The following is a 16,129-nucleotide window of genomic DNA, read 5'->3' as shown; positions in this document are numbered from 1 at the left end:
ATTTAACAATTCATTAATCTAAATTACATGTAATAGTGTATATCAGGATGACTGAATCGTTTACGAGAGATATTTACCTGCGAAATTAAGTGATGAGGCTAATCAATGGCGAAACTGGAAATTTGTTGTTACAGCGTGGAATGTGCCCTCACTGCGGAAAAAGCCGGCGCTGACCGGATTGAACTGTGTGCCGCGCCGTCAGAGGGCGGGCTGACCCCGAGCTGGGGCATGCTGAAACAGACTATCGACCGGTTGCGGATCCCGGTTCACCCGATCCTCCGTCCGCGCAGCGGTGACTTTTGCTATACAGCCTCGGAATTTGCGGTTATGAAGAATGATATCGCCAAAATCCGCGACCTGGGTTTTCCCGGGGTGGTCACCGGTATTCTGGATGAGGACGGGCATGTTGATCTGCCGCGGATGAAGATGCTGTGTAAACTGTCGGGCGACATGGCGGTCACTTTCCACAGAGCCTTTGATATGTGTGCGAATCCGATGCTGGCATTACAGCAGCTGACCGACCTGGGTGTGAGCCGTATTCTGACATCCGGCCAGCAGCTGAGTGCGGAGCTGGGATTACCTCTGCTCAAAGAGTTACAGGAAGCCAGCAGAGGGCCGGTGATTATGGCCGGTGCCGGTGTGCGGCTGGCGAATATTCAGAAGTTCCTTGATATCGGCCTTCAGGAAGTGCACAGTTCAGCATCCAAAACCAAGCCGTCCACTATGCGCTACCGCAAAGTCGGTGTGGCGATGGGCAGTGACAGCGAAGCTGATGAGTTTTCCCATACCTGTGTGGACGGGGACACCGTCGAGGCGATGAAAGGGGTTCTGGATCTGCACAGTATGGTCGTGCACTGATCCGGTTCATTTCCGGTTACATCAAAAACGCCCTCATACTGAGGGCGTTTTGCTGTCAGAAGGCGGCGTTAACGGGCTTTCCCTCTGCCGGTATCGCACTGAGTGAGCGCGGCGGATAACCGGCAATGGCATGGTCAGCAAAATTCACGGTGATGACAGAGCCATCACTGAACTGTGTCTGTTGTACCAGGCCGTCACTGTCCAGCCAGCGGAAGCCGGTCAGGGCTTTATTCCATAACTGCTGATGCAGCGGGCGGAAAATACTGTCCGATTTTATCATCGCAGGAAGACGCTTCTGTACCGTATTACGGCTGAGGTTATAAAGTGGCGGCGTGTTATACAGCTGGCTCAGCAGTTCCCGTGTGGTGGTAACCGCCGGGAATTTCAGGTTATCCAGCGTCCAGTGATGCGTGGTGATCACCGCATCATGAAATACAGCCTGATACAGCGGCAACCGCCAGCGCGGATCAAATTCCGTGGTCAGGTAGATATCTTTCAGTTTTCCCGGTGTAAAAAAGATCGCCGGTTCATTTTCCGGCCACCAGGCTCCCAGATAGTAAGGGGACTGTTTGTTGCGGTGAATATCCGCATCACTCCAGCCGAAGCCGCGGGTTTCGGTACCGTGGGCAAACATCAGATATTGCGCGGTCACGGCATTACCGTCTTCCGAACCCAGCGGGATACGGATGTTTTCTGCCACCGACCGTAAGCGGTTATTTCTCGCTGCCGCCATAGCATCCGCACTTGTGGGTGACGCCGGATTATAATCATCAGACACCATGCCGGTGCCGTCCACGTCAAGAAACAGACTGTTGATGCCGGTCAGCTGTACCAGTTCAGTCATGCGTGTTTCTGAAAAATCCTGCATGCAGCCCGGATTCAGGTAATAACCATCCCCGCCGAATCCCGGCAGTTTTCTGCCTGTTCCGGTCACAATCGCGCATTTTTCGCGTAATTCTGACGGGATCTGTGCCGTCAGCCATTCCGTATTTTTTCCCGAGGGGATGGCGGTGTCGTAGGAATCATAGCTGGCGATAAGATAACCGTGCTCTTTGGCATAGCTGACCGCCTGCGGCTGATACCAGGTAGCAGTCCAGTTATCGGTGCCCAGCCAGAGCTTATCCAGTTTTGCCCCGGTCAGTGCGGTTAAAAGAGGAAGGGATAACCCCTGACCCCAGTTGGCTTCCGGTGCCAGGAACGGACTCAGTTGCTGTTTTACGGCAGAACGGATCGCCCGGGCCTGTGTTTTCTGCGCAGCCATAAAGTCACTGTCATCCGGGGTGCGGCTCAGTGGTGTAACTTTCTTCAGTGCCTGGTTGAGAGCATCGGCCAGAAACGGCTGCTGCCATTTTTCCGGTGTTTTACCGTTCAGAGCAGCAAAAGCATCACGGCTCTGAGGCTCCATTGCCGACCATAACCCGTTACCGGCGGGGGATTGCAGATAACGTACCAGTCCCGGCCAGTCAGTAATATCCTGCTGATCGATAATACTTTTTCCCCATAAATAGATATGGGTGGCACCGATCAGTTTTTTGCCGTCCGGGATCTGTGCGAATTTTTCTTCCAGTGATGTGAACTGCTTATTATCCTGTAACCAGCGGCGGTAGCGCAGTGCGCCGTCCAGCGGGGTATCACCGGTGTGAAGCAGAACAGTAAACGGCTGCTGCTGATTAAAACGGTTAAACTGATGTACCGCGCTCATCTGCAGGCGCTGCTGTTTTTCCTCAAAGTGCAGACGGTTATGGAACGGGCTGAGTAACACCCAGCTGTAGACCCGATCCTGCTGCTGACTCCAGAGCGGTAACTGCAAATCCTGATTGGTATCGATATTATCCTGTTCAGTAACCATATAGTGACGCCACTGTTCATTATTCAGCGGAATATGACGTCCTTCGCCCAGCGGCATATAGAGGGCGGAAACAGTGTTATCCGGCAGGGTGAACCACTGAAAATTCTGCGGCTGATTGGTGGTGAATGTCAGGGTCAGCTCGGTATCATTGAGGACAGCGGTGACATTCATATCTCTGTCCGGCCAGAACCAGCTGACACGGCGGGGATATTCTGTTAAATCACTGACCGGCTGTTTTTCTGTTCCCCGGCTGACAGTGGTATCCGCCACTGCTATGTGCAGGGTTTCCGGGTCGATAAAAACCTGATGATTATTATCCGTTAACACAGTGGCAGAGGCCGCAGAGGCAGACAACAGAAGCGGAAGATACAGTGCGGACAGGCGATATTTCATGATCCGGAGTGGCCTTTATTCGTCATAATATGACAGGCAGGGTAGCCGAATCCCCGGAGAGAGAACAGTCAGTTTTTCGGAGGTATACACCCTGTAAATATCAGGGTGTATACGCATTCCTGATGGTTATGGCTTTTCGGCGATCAGCACCGCGCGGCGCGGCGCGGGATAGCCTTCAACCGTCAGTGACGGGTCGTCAGGATTGAGGAAATCGGCGAGGGATTCATTGATCATCCACTCCGTACGGCGCTGCTCATCCGTGGTGGTGACAGACTCATCCACGATCCTGATATTGATGAAGCCGCATTTTTCCAGCCAGACAGCCAGCATTTTGGCTGACGGAATAAAGTAGACGTTGCTCATCTGCGCGTAGCGTTCACCCGGGATCAGACACTGATGTTCATCACCCTCAACAACAATACTTTCCAGTACCAGTTCGCCGCCGGACACCAGCTGATCTTTCAGCTGCCAGAGGTGGTCGAGCGGGGAGCGGCGGTGATAAAGCACACCCATGGAGAACACGGTATCAAAAGCCTGAAGTGCAGGCAGTTCCTGAATACCCAGCGGCAGCAGATGCACGCGCTGGTCATTGCCGAGCAGCTTGCGCACGGCTTCAAACTGGCAGAGGAAAAGCTGAGTCGGATCCACACCGATCACCAGTTCCGCGCCTTCACCTGCCATGCGCCACATGTGATAACCGCTGCCGCAGCCGACATCCAGAATGGTGCGCCCGGCAAGCGGGGACAGATGCGGCAGAACGCGATCCCATTTCAGATCAGAACGCCATTCGGTATCAATCTCCACACCGTAGAGCGAGAACGGGCCTTTACGCCACGGCATCAGGTTGCGCAGAATGTTATTGATACGGCGGGTTTCCCCGTCGGTCAGCGGCTGTGTGCGCTGTGCAGTAACCCCGGTTTTCAGATCGAGAATGTCCGGAGTCATGTCCGGCAGATTTTCAATGGTTTTTACCCAGCCAGGATAGTAGCCGTGCAGGGACTCTTTATTCCATTTCGCAATCTGCGCGGGCAGTGTTTCCAGCCAGTGGCTCAGGCGCTCATTTTTTGCAATTAACTGATAAAAATTGCCGAAATCAATCATGGTTATTCTCTTTCACTGCCAGTAATGACCCGAAGTTAAAGCACTGGAACCAGACTTCACAATGTTCAAAACCGGCCGCTTTCAGCCGTGATTTGTGGGTTTCCACACTGTCGGTCAGCATGACATCTTCCAGCATGGTGCGTTTCTGGCTGATTTCCAGCTCACTGTAGCCGTTGGCACGTTTGAAATCGTGGTGCATGCTGAACAGCAAATCGCCGATCTGCTCATCCTCAAAACTGAATTTTTCCGATAACACCAGCACGCCGCCCGGCAGCAGGCCCTGATAGATTTTTTTCAGCAGTGCGGCGCGGTCATCCGGTGCCAGGAATTGCAGGGTAAAATTGAGAACCACCATTGAGGCATTCTCAATCGCAATATGGCGGATATCGCCTTCGGTTACTTCAACCGGTACCGGGGATTTATAACTTTCCACATGGCGGCGGGCGTGTTCCACCATCGGCGCGGAATTATCCACGGCGATGATCCGGCAGCCGGGTTTATCCGCGATATTCGGGCGGATAGACAGGGTGGCGGCAGCGCGGGAACAGCCGAGATCATAAACCTGACTGCCGGGCGTGACAAAACGGCCGGCCAGCATGCCAATCATGGCAATAATATTAGAGTAGCCCGGAATTGAGCGTTTGATCATATCGGGAAACACATCCGCGACTTTCTCATCAAACGTCCAGTCACCAAGACGGGCAATCGGTGCCGCGAACAGAGTATCCTGCGGCGGATTCGGAATTTCTTTGGACATAACACAGATCTGCAATACAAAAAGATGCGCGCATTCTAACAGAGGTGACCCGGCGCAGAAAGTGTTATGTCCCGGCGTGAGCGGTTACATGTACGGCGAAAAAATCTGCTGCCACGGCAGATACCAGATATTCGCCAGCACCATCAGGATCATGGCGGTGAAGGTGGCAGCCATCCCGGTACGCCGCCAGCGGTTCTCGCGGTGTTTTAATCCGTAAGAGTGAAACAGCCGGCCGGCAATCAGAATAACCCCGCAGACATGGACCATCCACACCTGGGCGCCGTTCTGCTCCATCACCAGTAATAGCAGGAGTGCAACAGGGATATACTCAACCGCATTGCCCTGCACACGAATCGCCGTCTGTAACTCGTAAAATCCGCCGTCACCATAAGCGACGCGGTAAAGTGTCCGCAGTTTAATCACATCGAGTGACAGTTTAATGATTAACAGCGCACCCAGTACAATATAAAGGGAACTAACCATTTTTTACTCCATGGCCAATTGAAACAGCAAAAGAATGATAAACCTCAAAGCAGCGGGTAACACAATCCTTAATATTAAGGCATACTGAATTATTTGAAAATTATCAATTAGTGGCTAAATTCTCTGCGGCAGATGTGCTGTTTGCACTTATCTCATCAGGAATTTTCCACTATAATGATCGCCTTTTTGACATTTCTTCATAAAGAACCATGCCAAAATTTTGCAGAAACGCACAATAGCGGACAAAAGGATATCGTATGCGTACTAATTATTGTGGGCAGCTCAACAGTGCTCACATCGATCAAAAAGTAACCCTTAGTGGTTGGGTAAACCGTCGTCGTGATCTCGGGGGTTTGATTTTTATCGATATGCGTGACCGTGAAGGCATCGTTCAGGTTTTCTTCGATCCCGACCAAAAAGAAGCATTTGCCAAAGCCTCTGAATTACGGAATGAATTCTGTATTCAGATTACCGGAACTGTCCGCGCGCGACCTGAAAATCAAATTAATAAAGAGATGGCGACCGGCAGTGTGGAAGTGCATGCAGATGGCCTGACCATTTTTAACCGCTCCGAGCCGTTACCGCTCGACAGCAACCACGAAAACACCGAAGAGATGCGTCTGAAATACCGCTATCTCGACCTGCGCCGCAGCGAAATGGCGAACCGCCTGAAAACCCGCGCACGCATCACCGGGTTTGTCCGCCGCTTTATGGATACCGAAGGGTTCCTCGATATCGAAACCCCGATGCTGACCAAAGCCACACCGGAAGGTGCCCGTGACTACCTGGTGCCGAGCCGTGTCCACAAAGGCAAATTCTACGCACTGCCGCAGTCTCCGCAGCTGTTCAAACAGCTTCTGATGATGTCCGGTTTTGACCGTTACTATCAGATTGTCAAATGTTTCCGTGATGAAGATTTACGTGCTGACCGTCAGCCGGAATTCACTCAGATCGATGTGGAAACCTCTTTCATGACTGCGGACCAGGTCCGTGCGACCATGGAGCGTATGATCCGCTCACTGTGGAATGAAATCATCAATGTTGAACTGGGTGATTTCCCGGTGATGACATTTGCGGAAGCAATGCGCCGCTTCGGTTCTGATAAACCGGATTTACGTAACCCGCTGGAACTGACAGATATCGCCGACCTGGTGAAAGATTCTGAGTTCTCTGTATTTGCTGATGCGGCAAATGATCCGAAAGGCCGTGTTGTGGCACTGTGTGTCACCGGCGGCGCGGAAATGACCCGTAAACAGATTGATGAATACGGCAAATTTGTCGGCATCTACGGCGCGAAAGGCCTGGCATGGATGAAAGTGAACGACCGCTCTGCCGGTATTGAGGGTGTTCAGTCTCCTGTCGCCAAATTCCTGACCGCAGAAACCGTTGAAGCCATTCTGGAGCGCACTGACGCACAGACCGGCGACATTATTTTCTTCGGCGCGGGCGCGAAAGGCACCGTAACCGATGCAATGGGCGCGCTGCGTCTGAAAACCGGCCGTGACCTGAACCTGACCGACCTGAACAGCTGGCGTCCGCTGTGGGTGATCGACTTCCCGATGTTTGAAGACGACGGTGAAGGCGGTCTGACCGCGATGCACCATCCGTTCACCTCGCCGCGTGATATGTCACCGGAAGAGCTGAAAAACGCGCCGGAAGACGCGATCGCCAATGCCTACGATATGGTTATCAACGGCTACGAAGTGGGCGGCGGCTCTGTCCGTATCCACCGTAACGAAATGCAGCAGACGGTATTCGGCATCCTCGGGATCACCCCGGAAGAACAGCGCCGCAAATTCGGCTTCCTGCTCGATGCGTTACAATACGGCACACCACCTCATGCGGGTCTGGCCTTTGGTCTTGACCGTCTGGTGATGCTGCTGACCGGTACCGAAAACATCCGTGACGTTATCGCGTTCCCGAAAACCACGGCTGCCGCCTGTCTGATGACAGATGCACCGAGCTTCGCGAATGACGATGCTCTGAAAGAGCTGGCGATTGCAGTAACTCAGAAAGAGAGTGACTGAATCTGATGGCTTTTAAACGCCCTGAATCTGTGCTGGTGGTTATCTGTGAGCAGGAAACGGGGCGTGTTCTGATGTTACAGCGCCGTGACGATCCTGCTTTCTGGCAGTCCGTCACCGGCAGTCTGGAACCGGGAGAAACTCCCCGCGATGCCGCATTGCGGGAAGTAAAAGAAGAAACCGGTATTGATATCCTTGCGGAGGGACTGCGGCTGACGGATTGTCAGCGCACCGTCCGCTATACCATTTTTCCGCATTTCCGTCACCGGTATGCACCGGACGTGACGCACAATACGGAACACTGGTTTGTGTTATGCTTACCCGCGCTGAAAGCGGTTCCCTTAACGGAGCATCTGGCGTATGAGTGGTTACCGGCAGCGGATGCCGCCGCGAAAACTATCTCACCCAGTAACGGGGAAGCAATTGAAGAATTCGTTCGTCAGTGTGTTCTTCCGCAGTGACAGCGGATTTAAATGAATGAACGTCGTAAGACTTAATCTGGAGATTAGAGAATGGCAGGTCATAGTAAATGGGCCAACACCAAACACCGCAAGGCCGCGCAAGATGCGAAGCGCGGTAAAATTTTCACGAAAATCATTCGTGAATTAGTCACGGCGTCGCGCATTGGTGGTCCTGATCCTGCATCTAACCCACGTCTGCGTGCGGCAGTGGATAAAGCGTTAGCAAACAACATGACCCGCGATACCCTGAACCGTGCGATTGCACGCGGGGCGGGTAATGATGAAAACGATAACATGGAATCCATCGTATACGAAGGTTACGGCCCGGGCGGTACTGCTGTGATGGTTGAGTGCCTGACGGATAACCGTAAACGTACGGTTTCGGATGTGCGCCATGCGTTCACCAAAACCGGCGGCAATCTGGGAACCGATGGCTCCGTCGCTTATCTGTTTACCCGCAAAGGTATCATTTCCTATGCACCGGGTCTGGATGAGGATGCGGTGATGGATGCGGCGCTCGAAGCCGGTGCTGAAGACGTTGAAACTTTTGACGACGGCGCTATCGACGTTTATACCGCCTGGGAAATTCTGGGTGATGTCAAAGACGCGATGGATGCAGCCGGTTTCAAAGCTGAATCTGCCGAAGTATCGATGATCCCGTCCACCAAAGCGGATCTGGATGCGGAAACCGCACCAAAACTGATGCGCCTTATCGATATGCTGGAAGACTCTGACGATGTGCAGGAAGTCTACCACAACGGCGATATCTCAGACGAAGTTGCAGCACTGCTGTAATTTCCGTCACTCACTCCGCAGAGGATGCGCCACTGTGCGCATCCCTCTGTTTTCTTGCTTTTTTCCTGTTGTGACAATACGGTCCTCCTATGGCAATTATTCTCGGTATTGACCCCGGCTCGCGGGTGACCGGTTATGGTGTTATCCGCCAGCAGGGACGGCGTCTGCTGTATATCGGCAGCGGCTGTATCCGCACACAGGTGGATGATCTCCCGTCCCGTCTGGGCAAAATTTACGCCGGTGTCAGTGAAATCATCACCCAGTATCAGCCGGATTGTTTTGCTATCGAACAGGTCTTTATGGCCAAAAATGCTGATTCTGCCCTGAAGCTGGGACAGGCCCGTGGGGTGGCGATTCTGGCAGCGGTGAATAATAATCTGCCGGTATTTGAATATGCGGCGCGCCAGGTGAAACAAACGGTCACCGGTACCGGGGCGGCGGAAAAAGCCCAGGTACAGCATATGGTGCGCTCAATACTGAAACTGTCAGCGGCACCGCAGGCAGATGCGGCAGATGCACTGGCGATTGCTATTACTCACTGTCACTTTAACCAGAACCTGGTGCAGATGGGGCAGCCGCGTCTGGTGATGGCACGCGGACGGCTGAAAGAGTAACCGGTGTCGCAGATACCCGTGATTTTCTGATGGCTGGATATACGTCCAGCTTTTTTTTATGCTATAAACAGGCTCTGCCGCAATCATAAAGGAGACGCGCGTGATCGGTCGCTTAAGAGGTATTGTGCTGGAAAAACAGCCGCCTGTCGTATTACTGGAAACCAATGGTGTGGGCTATGAAGTCCATATGCCGATGACCTGTTTCTATGAACTGCCGGATGCCGGTCAGGAAGCCATTCTGTTCACCCAGTTTATTGTGCGGGAAGATGCACAGTTACTGTACGGCTTTAATGATAAGCAGGAACGCGCGCTGTTCCGTGAATTAATCAAAGTGAATGGCGTCGGGCCGAAACTGGCACTGGCTATCCTCTCTGGTATGTCTGCGCAGCAGTTTGTGGCGGCGATTGAGCAGGGGGCTGTGGCACAGTTAATTAAATTGCCGGGTGTGGGCAAGAAAACTGCCGAACGTCTGGTCGTGGAAATGAAAGACCGCTTCAAAGGGCTTAACGGTGACCTGTTCCGTGATGCGGAAATGTCGCTTCCGGCCAGTCAGCAGGCGGGTAACAGCCAGGCAGATGCGGAATCTGAAGCCATTGAGGCACTGATTTCCCTCGGCTATAAACCGCAGGAAGCCAGCCGCATGATAGCGAAAGTCTCAAAAGCCGGTTCAGACAGCGAAACACTGATCCGCGAAGCACTGCGCGCCGCGCTGTAATAATAAAAACGATGATGACACAACGGGGTGACAGGTCATGATTGAAGCTGACAGACTGATTACGGCGGAAACGCTGCCGGATGATGAGGTGGTGGATCGCGCTATCCGGCCGAAATTACTGGCGGAGTATGTGGGTCAGCCGCAGGTCTGTTCACAGATGGAAATCTTTATCGAGGCTGCCCGTCAGCGCGGGGATGCCCTCGATCATCTGCTGATTTTCGGCCCGCCGGGGCTCGGGAAAACCACACTGGCGAATATTGTCGCCAATGAAATGGGCGTTAATCTGCGCACCACCTCCGGACCGGTACTGGAAAAAGCCGGTGATCTGGCGGCCATGCTGACCAACCTCGAACCCCACGATATGCTGTTTATCGATGAAATCCACCGCCTCTCTCCGGTGGTGGAAGAAATTCTCTATCCGGCGATGGAAGATTACCAGCTGGATATCATGATCGGGGAAGGGCCTGCTGCCCGTTCCATTAAAATCGACCTGCCGCCGTTTACTCTGATCGGTGCCACCACCCGTGCAGGCTCTCTGACATCACCGCTGCGGGACCGTTTCGGGATCGTGCAGCGGCTGGAATTTTATAATACTGATGATTTGCAGCATATTGTCAGCCGCAGTGCCCGTTATATGGGGCTGGATATCTCGGATGATGGTGCCCGCCAGATTGCCATGCGCTCACGCGGCACACCGCGTATCACCAACCGTCTGCTGCGCCGGGTGCGGGATTTTGCCCAGGTGAAAGGTGACGGCGGTATTGACGGGCTGATTGCCGGTCAGGCTCTGGATATGCTGAATGTGGATTCTGCCGGGTTTGATTACCTGGATCGCAAGTTGCTGGTCACCATTATTGATAAATTTATGGGCGGCCCGGTCGGGCTGGATAACCTGGCGGCGGCCATCGGTGAAGAGCGGGAAACCATTGAGGATGTCATCGAACCTTTCTTAATCCAGCAGGGCTTTATTCAGCGGACACCGCGCGGACGCCTTGCCACCGCACATGCCTATCGTCACTTTGGTATTGATCACAGTGGAAACGATTAAGAACCCGGCCGTCAAACCTTAGGGTAAACATAATATGTTTACCATTTTGCCCATGTGATAATTAAATGGCTTTTTTGGGGATTATTCCGGGAGGATATCTCTGTAATTGGTTGTTTTTCGACATTTAAAAATTGGCATGCATCGTCTGAACCCTGTAATGTAAAAAGGAGGATTTCGTTAAAGGGAAAAGGAACTGACTATGCGTGTTCATTTTATCATTCATGACTATTTTGAAGCACCGGGCGCTTACGAGTATTGGGCAAGGAAGAATAATTACGATGTCACGTTCACCCGTCTGTATGAAGGTGACAAGTTACCTGACAGCATCAGCGGAATTGATTTTCTGATTATCATGGGCGGGCCGCAAAACCCGGAAACCACCACTGCGCAATGCTCTTATTTTGATTCCAAAAAAGAGCAGGCGTTTATCGCCAATGCTATCAATTCAAATAAAGTTGTCATCGGGGTCTGCCTCGGGGCACAGCTTATCGGCGAAGCATTAGGCGCGCCGTATACACAAAGTCCGGAAAAAGAGTTCGGCAAATTTACCATCCATATGACCAACGCCGGAAAACGCAGCCAGCTGTTTTCTCATTTCGGCGATTCGCTGGGGGTGGGCCACTGGCATTATGATATGCCGGGATTAACCGAAGGCGCGCAGATTATCGCTTTCAGTGCCGGTTGTCCGCGTCAGATTATTGAATACACCAAACGCGTTTACGGCTTCCAGTGTCATATGGAACTGACCCGTGATGTGGTGGAGTATCTGATCCTCAACGGCGAAAATGATCTGAAATCTGCCGCCGGATTCCGTTTTGTTGATACACCAAGCGCTATCCGCAGACACAGCTACAGTGAAATGAATGAAAAACTAATCACATTTCTCGATAAGCTGGTGCTGAGTGTGAATCCGGTGAAACCGAAAGTGCGGACAAAATCAGAAACAGCGTAATAACACAGTTTAGCTGAAAGTAAAAAGCCCTGAAAGAACAGGGCTTTTTTGCTGTACAGACAATTAATTATGTGGTTTCACCAACAGGCTGAGAATAAAGCAGCAGGCGGCGCACAGCACAACGGACGGTCCCGCCGGGGTGTCATAAAAGGCGGAGAAGGCTAATCCGCCGGTGATGGAAATCATCCCGGTGACAACCGCACCCGCAGCCATCTGCTCCGGTGTCCGCGCAAAACGGCGGGCGGCAGCGGCAGGAATAATCAGCAGAGACGTGATAATCAGCGCCCCGACAAATTTCATGGCAAGGCCGATGGTCAGTGCCGTGACCAGCATCAGCATCATCCGCAGTCTGCCGGGGTTGATACCGTCAACAAATGCCAGTTCCGGGCTGATGGTCAGAGAAAGCAGATTGCGCCACTGCCACATCAGCAAACCGGTCACGATAGTTACACCCACGGCAATAGGCAGCAAATCTTCATAGGTCACTGAGAGCAAGTCACCGAACAGATACGCCATCAGATCCACCCGCACATTCGACATCAGACTGACCACCACCAGACCGAGAGACAGCGCACTGTGCGCCATAATACCCAGCAGAGTATCCACCGCCAGTTGCGGACGGCGTTCCAGCCAGACCAGCAGCATAGCCAGAATCAGTGTCACGGCAATCACGGCATAAAACGGACTGACATTCAGCAGCAGGCCAAAGGCGACCCCGAGCAGCGAAGCGTGCGCCAGCGTATCTCCGAAATAGGACATCCGCCGCCAAACCACAAAGGAGCCGAGCGGACCGGCCGCGATCGCCAGTAAAATCCCGGCGAGCCAGCCCGGTAACAGTAATTCAATCATGGCGGCACTCCGGAGCTGGTTTTACAGAGACATCTGCCGGGGCGTGATTCCCGCAGCAGGGTGCAGAAGGGGATAGCACTGCACTGCCGTTCTCGTGACTGTGGTTGTGATGATGACGGTACACGCCGATCTGTGTCGCGGCCCGGCTACCGAACATGGCGGTAAACTCCGGATGGGCGGCTACCACATCCGGCTCGCCGGAGCAGCAGATATGCCGGTTGATACACAGCACGGTATCGGTTTTTGCCATCACCAGATGCAGATCGTGAGAAACCATCAGCACCGCGCAGTTCAGTTCATCACGCAGCCGGGTGATCAGGTCATACAGCGCGACCTGGCCGTTGACATCCACACCCTGAGTCGGCTCATCCAGCACCAGCAGCTGCGGCCGGGCGAGCAGGGCACGGGCCAGCAGCACACGCTGCATTTCACCGCCGGACAGCCGTTGCATCGGTTTTCCGGTCAGATGCGCGGCATTGACCCGCTCAAGCGCCGCGAGACTCTCGCCCTTGCTGACACCGCGCTTCAGACGCAGAAAACGGGCCACCGTCAGCGGCATTGTCGGGTCGAGATAGAGTTTTTGCGGAACATAGCCGACAGTCAGACCCGGTGTGCGGGTGACGGTGCCGGACGTCGGTTCGGTAAGGCCGAGTACCACACGGACAATAGTGGATTTTCCCGCGCCGTTCGGCCCGAGAAGGGTGATGATTTTCCCGGGGGATAATGTAAATGAAATGTCCTCGAGTACCGTATTGGCACCAAAAGCGACAGAAACATCATTTACCGCGATAAGTGTTGACATGACAAATTATTATCTTGCAGAATGAATGAAACGTTATAATATAACATTATCGCAATCATGTCACGGAGTTTCCATTATGCAGCACCAGTCACGGCACGGAATAAAAACAGCGTTTATTGCCACATTTTTGAGTCTGGCCGCACAAACCGCCAGCGCAGATGTGTTAACATCAGTACGTCCTATCGGGTTAATCGCCGCTGCGGTTGCAGATGGCGTCACGGACACACAGATTTTACTGCCGGATGGTGCTTCGCCGCATGATTATGCACTCAAACCGTCTGACCTGAAAAAAATCCGTTCAGCGGATTTGGTTGTCTGGGTCGGGCCGGAGCTGGAAACCTTCCTGCAAAAGCCGCTTTCAGCTGTTCCGGAGCAAAAACAGATCGTTATCAGCGAACTTGAGTCTGTTAAACCTTTTCTGCTGAAAAACGATGAAGATGACGACCATGATGAGGACGGGCATCACCACCACGGTGAGTACAATATGCACCTGTGGATGTCACCGGATATTGCCCGGCAGACCGCTCAGGCAGTGTATAATAAACTCCTGGTGAGTTATCCGGATAAAAAATCTGTGTTGGACGTAAACCTGCGTAAATTCAATGGACAACTTACTGAAACTGAGAAGAATATTGCTCAGCAGCTGGCACCGGTGAAAACACACGGGTATTTTGTTTTTCATGACGCCTATGGTTATTTTGAAAAACGTTTTGACCTTTCGCCTTCCGGGCATTTTACGGTCAACCCTGAAATTCAGCCGGGTGCGCAGACACTCAATAACATCAAATTAAAGCTGGCTGAGCAAAACGCCTTGTGTGTGTTTGCTGAGCCGCAGTTCAGGCCGGCAGTCATTAAAGCGGTGGCCAAAGGGACGAACGCGAAGATGGGCGTCCTTGACCCGCTGGGCAGCGGAATTGCAGTGGATCGGGACGGTTATACCAACTTCCTGTCACGGTTATCAGCACAGTACGCATCCTGCCTGGAGCAATAAATAAGGAACAGAACGCGTGCAATTGCAGCAACTGGCAAAATCCGCCGTTCTGGTATACAACCAGTTACCCAAAGCGCATCGCATGATGCTGGGGATGTTAACTGCCGCAACACTGGGTGTCGCTGTCTGGCACCCGTTTGCTGTATATCATGAGCGGAATGCTGATAACGAACAATATATTGAAACTGATTTTGCGCCACCTGCTGACACCTCCGGCACGCAGGCAGGAACCGGCACGGACACTGATACCGATACTGACGATATTATCACCGACAGCAGTGATCAGCTGCCGGATGAAGGACTTGCCAAAGAGTCTGATGATATCGACGAAGCCTCCCCGACTGACACCGTTATCCCGACATCACTTGAATACACTGTTGCCAGCGGCGACAGCCTGTCTGCCATTCTGACACAGTACGGGATAGATTCCTCTGATGTGGCTTTATTATCCAATCAGTACAAAGGGTTGCGTAACCTGCAAATCGGCCAGACCCTCGCCTGGGAGCTGAATGACGACGGCGAACTGAAATCCCTGAGCTGGGCGGTGAACCGCCGTGAAACCCGTACCTATGTCCGCAGCGGCAACGGATTCAAAGAAACCAAAGAGATGCGCGAAGGTGAATGGCAGACTAAACGCCTGACCGGCAAAGTCAGCGGCAGCCTGAATGCCAGTGCATCAAAAGCGGGACTGACCCGCAGCGAAGTGCGTGATATTTCCAAAGCATTACAATGGCAGGTGGATGTCCGTAAAGTGAAAAACGGCGATCGCTTCACTGTACTGACTTCCCGTGAAATGCTGGACGGCAAACAGGAACAGAGCCAGATGCTGGCTGTACGTCTGCATACTAACGGACGTGATTATTATGCATTCCGCGCCGAAGACGGCCGTTTTTATGATGCCAAAGGCGACGGGCTGGAGCGCGGCTTCCTGCGTTTCCCGACCGCCAGACAATTCCGTGTTTCCTCACACTTTAACCCGCGCCGTGTAAACCCGGTCACCGGGCGTGTTGCCCCGCATAAAGGGGTCGATTTCGCGATGCCGGTCGGCACACCGGTACTGGCAGTCGGTGACGGGGAAGTGGTTGTGGCTAAATTCAGTGGTGCGGCGGGTAATTTCGTGGCTATCCGTCACGGTCGTCAGTTCACCACCCGTTATATGCACATGCGCAAACTGCTGGTCAAACCGGGCCAGAAAGTCAAACGCGGTGATAAAGTCGGGTTATCCGGTAATACCGGGCGCTCAACCGGTCCGCATCTGCACTTTGAAGTCTGGAACGGACAACAGGCTGTGAACCCGCTGACAGCAAAACTGCCGCGTTCCGGCGGGCTGACCGGCAAAGACCGCACCGGCTATCTGGCACTGGTCAAACAATACCGGCCACAGCTGACACTTGATTAATCCTCTCATTCCGGCAGCGGGTGCACAGACACCCGCCT

At 53.0% G+C, this 16,129-nt stretch carries 16 protein-coding genes; 10 read left to right on the top strand and 6 right to left on the bottom strand.

All coding sequences use genetic code 11. From position 1 onward, the window contains the following. Nucleotides 1–105 precede the first annotated feature (105 nt). On the top strand, nt 106–858 hold the full coding sequence (cutC, locus tag JL661_RS09665) for a copper homeostasis protein CutC (protein WP_004237303.1): 753 nt from the start codon (nt 106–108) through the stop codon (nt 856–858). A 55-nt stretch (nt 859–913) separates the two neighbouring features. Here the strand turns inward: cutC and JL661_RS09660 are convergent, their stop codons facing one another. The 4 genes from JL661_RS09660 to JL661_RS09645 all read right to left on the bottom strand — a co-directional run bounded on the left by JL661_RS09660 (nt 914) and on the right by JL661_RS09645 (nt 5,441). Further along, nucleotides 914–3,100, bottom strand: a complete 2,187-nt coding sequence (locus JL661_RS09660) for a glycoside hydrolase (protein ID WP_004237302.1) — start codon at nt 3,098–3,100, stop codon at nt 914–916. Nucleotides 3,101–3,226: 126 nt separating this feature from the next. Then, nucleotides 3,227–4,201 (bottom strand): tRNA 5-methoxyuridine(34)/uridine 5-oxyacetic acid(34) synthase CmoB, encoded by a 975-nt coding sequence (cmoB, locus tag JL661_RS09655; RefSeq protein ID WP_036417575.1) that lies wholly within the window; start codon nt 4,199–4,201, stop codon nt 3,227–3,229. Then, nucleotides 4,194–4,958, bottom strand: a complete 765-nt coding sequence (gene cmoA, locus JL661_RS09650; RefSeq protein ID WP_004237299.1) for a carboxy-S-adenosyl-L-methionine synthase CmoA — start codon at nt 4,956–4,958, stop codon at nt 4,194–4,196. Before cmoA ends, cmoB begins: the two co-directional genes overlap by 8 nt. 84 nt (nt 4,959–5,042) lie before the next feature. Beyond that, nucleotides 5,043–5,441: an MAPEG family protein gene (locus tag JL661_RS09645; RefSeq protein WP_004239452.1), complete on the bottom strand. Its 399-nt coding sequence runs from the start codon at nt 5,439–5,441 to the stop codon at nt 5,043–5,045. Between the two features lie 257 nt (nt 5,442–5,698). Between JL661_RS09645 and aspS the strand changes: the two genes are divergently transcribed. The 7 genes from aspS (at nt 5,699) to JL661_RS09610 (ending at nt 12,050) form a co-directional block, all read left to right on the top strand. Further along, nucleotides 5,699–7,468, top strand: a complete 1,770-nt coding sequence (aspS, locus tag JL661_RS09640) for an aspartate--tRNA ligase (RefSeq protein ID WP_015422679.1) — start codon at nt 5,699–5,701, stop codon at nt 7,466–7,468. A 5-nt stretch (nt 7,469–7,473) separates the two neighbouring features. Further along, entirely contained in the window at nt 7,474–7,926 is a 453-nt protein-coding gene (gene nudB, locus JL661_RS09635) for a dihydroneopterin triphosphate diphosphatase (RefSeq protein ID WP_004237296.1), read from the top strand. Nucleotides 7,927–7,977: 51 nt separating this feature from the next. Then, entirely contained in the window at nt 7,978–8,721 is a 744-nt protein-coding gene (locus JL661_RS09630) for a YebC/PmpR family DNA-binding transcriptional regulator (protein ID WP_004237295.1), read from the top strand. Nucleotides 8,722–8,810: 89 nt separating this feature from the next. Beyond that, a complete protein-coding gene (gene ruvC, locus JL661_RS09625; RefSeq protein ID WP_004237294.1) occupies nt 8,811–9,335 on the top strand; it encodes a crossover junction endodeoxyribonuclease RuvC in 525 nt (174 codons plus the stop codon). Nucleotides 9,336–9,435: 100 nt separating this feature from the next. Further along, entirely contained in the window at nt 9,436–10,050 is a 615-nt protein-coding gene (gene ruvA, locus JL661_RS09620) for a Holliday junction branch migration protein RuvA (RefSeq protein WP_004239448.1), read from the top strand. A gap of 37 nt (nt 10,051–10,087) precedes the next feature. Then, nucleotides 10,088–11,098, top strand: coding sequence for a Holliday junction branch migration DNA helicase RuvB (gene ruvB, locus JL661_RS09615; RefSeq protein WP_062771694.1), 1,011 nt, complete (start codon nt 10,088–10,090; stop codon nt 11,096–11,098). 199 nt (nt 11,099–11,297) lie between these two features. Next, complete coding sequence (locus tag JL661_RS09610) at nt 11,298–12,050, top strand: glutamine amidotransferase-related protein (RefSeq protein WP_036417569.1); 753 nt, start codon at nt 11,298–11,300, stop codon at nt 12,048–12,050. A 63-nt stretch (nt 12,051–12,113) separates the two neighbouring features. Here JL661_RS09610 and znuB read toward each other — a convergent pair whose 3' ends face one another. Both znuB and znuC read right to left on the bottom strand, forming a co-directional pair. After that, nucleotides 12,114–12,899: a zinc ABC transporter permease subunit ZnuB gene (gene znuB / locus JL661_RS09605; RefSeq protein ID WP_036414719.1), complete on the bottom strand. Its 786-nt coding sequence runs from the start codon at nt 12,897–12,899 to the stop codon at nt 12,114–12,116. Then, on the bottom strand, nt 12,892–13,701 hold the full coding sequence (gene znuC, locus JL661_RS09600; RefSeq protein ID WP_046024614.1) for a zinc ABC transporter ATP-binding protein ZnuC: 810 nt from the start codon (nt 13,699–13,701) through the stop codon (nt 12,892–12,894). The genes znuB and znuC overlap by 8 nt, the downstream gene beginning before the upstream one ends. 76 nt (nt 13,702–13,777) lie before the next feature. Between znuC and znuA the strand changes: the two genes are divergently transcribed. After that, entirely contained in the window at nt 13,778–14,692 is a 915-nt protein-coding gene (gene znuA, locus JL661_RS09595) for a zinc ABC transporter substrate-binding protein ZnuA (protein WP_004237288.1), read from the top strand. A gap of 22 nt (nt 14,693–14,714) precedes the next feature. Beyond that, on the top strand, nt 14,715–16,091 hold the full coding sequence (mepM, locus tag JL661_RS09590) for a murein DD-endopeptidase MepM (RefSeq protein ID WP_032098299.1): 1,377 nt from the start codon (nt 14,715–14,717) through the stop codon (nt 16,089–16,091). Nucleotides 16,092–16,129 lie beyond the last annotated feature (38 nt).

It is taken from the genome of Morganella morganii, assembly GCF_019243775.1.
GTDB classification, from domain to species: domain Bacteria; phylum Pseudomonadota; class Gammaproteobacteria; order Enterobacterales; family Enterobacteriaceae; genus Morganella; species Morganella morganii.
The sequence above is the reverse complement of the archived record's forward strand: the minus strand, read 5'-3'. Positions and strand labels throughout refer to the sequence as shown.